Origin of the sequence: Mycobacterium sp. E2327 (assembly GCF_001672675.1) — a bacterium.
Lineage (GTDB): Bacteria > Actinomycetota > Actinomycetes > Mycobacteriales > Mycobacteriaceae > Mycobacterium.
The window spans coordinates 1-2,563 of the sequence record NZ_LZKE01000079.1; the positions used below are offsets into that span (position 1 = coordinate 1).

The following is a 2,563-nucleotide window of genomic DNA, read 5'->3' on the forward strand; positions in this document are numbered from 1 at the left end:
GCACCGGCGATGTTCATCGACGACGCCCACATCTTGCGAGCCTCGTCCTCAACGGTCTGCGCGTGGACCTCAAACCGGCCCGCCATCGCCCGCATCTCATGCGGGTCAGTCATAAAGCGTGTTGCCATGTTGCCTTTTCTCCTTCTGGATGAATTTCTTGCCTTGTGATACTGGTCGGCCGCCGTAACTGGCTGTTACGCGGCATTCAAGCCGATGGCGGGATACTCCCTCTCTCTCAGCCGGCTGCTGGAGAAGTCGGTATCACGCCGGTAGTCCGCGGCAAGTTGAAGCTAGGTTCCGCCTCGCCCTGCCACTCGCTCCATTCGGCCCATTCGTTCCACTCGTCCATGCCCTCTGCGGTGGCCTCCGGGTTCAGCCCGTCGGTCGCCTTGTTGCCGGCATCGGCGCCCTCTTCCGGCTCCGGTGCCCAATGGTCATAGTCATCCGGCGGCACGGCTACACCCCACTTCAGGGGAACCGATAGACCGCCGAGCATGCCGGACTCACCACGCTTCGCCGCTACCGCATCGTCCGGCAGCGGCGAACCAAGAGGCAATAGCACGCTGCCCCCTTCCACAGCCGTCTCCGTACATTCGAACCCGGTGGTGAAAAACCATCACCGAGTACTTCGCATCGTAAGTCAATCCGAAGCACAATGCCCGTGTTTGATGGATTTCGCTCCTTTTAGAACAGGTGCGCGAACAGCCGGGAGGCGATGGCTGGGTCCCGAGCGGAACGGCGACCGCCATCGCCCTGCGCCCGCCCGATTTCCCTTGCACTCGAGGCGAGGCCGGAAGCCCTTGCCACCCAACATGTTCCGGCCCGGTCAGCGCTGGCGGCGAGCGGGACGGCAAGAGATCTGACGGCTTGAGCGTCGGTCCCAAAATCGTGCTGGGACGCGCGGCGGCCGTATTGGCGGGCCACAACGGAAAAAGAATCAGTTCGCCGCCGGTAAACATGCCGAAGGCGCCGGCAACACCCATTTCCCCCGGGTGTCGCCCGCGCCCTTGGTTAGCTGATTTAGGACTATCCGACGCCGGTACGCGGTACCACGCTGGGCCGCTGCTGAACCACATGCGTGGGGCTGGCCCCGCCGCGACCCAACATTCCGCCGGGCATGCCTCCGCCGGCACCCATGCCGCCCATCGGCATCGGCATCATCGGCATGCCGCCGCCCATGGGCGCACCGGCCGCCGCGGCGGCCGCGCCGGGCGTTTCGCCCAGGCCGGACATGGCCGCGCTGACCATCCGCGCCGGCGCCGAGCCTTGCCAGTTCGGGGGCACCGACATCGCCCCGACCAGCCGCGCCTTGCCCAGACCGGCCTCGGCGCCGCCGAGGCCGCCGATCCCGCCGCCGAGTCCCTTGCCCATGCCCGCCGGAACGGCGCTGCTGACAAACTTCGCCGGATCCACGGCCGCACCCGTCGCGCCGGCCAGGGACGCCGCGTTCGTGCCGCTCATCCCCGCCTGGGCCGCCATCATGATCGGCGACATCATCATGCTCACCGGCATCATGCCGACCTGGGCGACCGTCGACAGCGACGAAATCGGCGCCGCCGAGGCGAGCGACGACGCGGTGCCCACCGCCGACGTGACCGCCGTGGCCGCGCCCGAACTGGCGATCGCGCTGGTCAGCGCCGAGCCCAAGCCCGCGGCTTGCGACGCGACGCCGGTCAGCGGCGCGCTCAGCAGGCCCGTCAGCCCCGCGAGGTTCACCGGGGGCAGGCTAAACGCCGGCAACGCCGCGGCCACGCCCAGCGCGCCGCCGTGGTAGCCCACCATGGCCGCCACGTCCTGGGCCCACATCTCCATGTACTCGAACTCGGTCATGAAGATCGCCGGGGTGTTCTGGCCCAGGATGTTCGTCGCGATCAACGCCATCAGTTGGGCACGGTTCGCGGCGATCGCCGGCGTGGGCACCGTCGCCGCCAACGCGGTCTCAAACGCCGAGGCCGCCGTCCGGGCCTGAAGGGCCGCGGTCTCCGCCTGCCCTGCGGCCGCGCTCAGCCAACCCACGTAGGGCGTGGCGGCCGCCGCCATCGACATCGAGGCCGGGCCCGCCCACGCCCCGTCGGTCAATCCGGTGACGACGTTTTGAAACGACGACGCCGCGCCCGCCAGGTCCGTCGCCAACGAGTCCCAGGCCGACGCCGCCATGAACAGGGGCCCCGACCCCGCACCGGCGAACATCAGCGCCGAGTTGATTTCCGGGGGAAAGAACGTAAAAGCAGGAACCATCACAACCCCTCCGGCCGCACCGACGGCACAGTCCAACGATCGACGGACACCATTCCTTGATACTAGGGCCATCGCCCATCGAAAGTCCGGTGTTTTACCAAACCGTCAAGACCGTCGTGACCGCGAGTTCGCGGCAGGGACCGTTCTGCGTAACCGGCCGGGACGCAGCCGTGTGATGGAAGGCCTCGGGCGCCGGTAACACGGGCCTGTCACCCGCGCCCTTGGAGGCCGATCAGGCCCAGCTGGACCCGACGGCGCTGTCCGTGCTGGACATGTTGCTGCCCGCCGTCTGCACCTTCTGGCCGTGCGCGTTGGCCTGCTCGTA

Annotated in this window: 2 protein-coding genes and 2 pseudogenes; all 4 read right to left on the reverse strand. The window is 68.1% G+C overall.

Annotated elements, in window-relative coordinates:
- Positions 1-128: pseudogene (locus A5712_RS09085) on the reverse strand (WXG100 family type VII secretion target); the annotation flags it as partial.
- A gap of 107 nt (positions 129-235) precedes the next feature.
- The gene (locus A5712_RS09090; protein ID WP_369830377.1) at positions 236-562 is read right to left on the reverse strand and encodes a hypothetical protein; all 327 of its coding nucleotides are present in this window, start codon (positions 560-562) and stop codon (positions 236-238) included.
- Positions 563-1,026: 464 nt separating this feature from the next.
- The gene (locus A5712_RS09095) at positions 1,027-2,238 is read right to left on the reverse strand and encodes a PPE family protein (protein ID WP_068103721.1); all 1,212 of its coding nucleotides are present in this window, start codon (positions 2,236-2,238) and stop codon (positions 1,027-1,029) included.
- Between the two features lie 232 nt (positions 2,239-2,470).
- Positions 2,471-2,563, reverse strand: a pseudogene (locus A5712_RS09100) (type VII secretion protein EsxI); the annotation flags it as partial.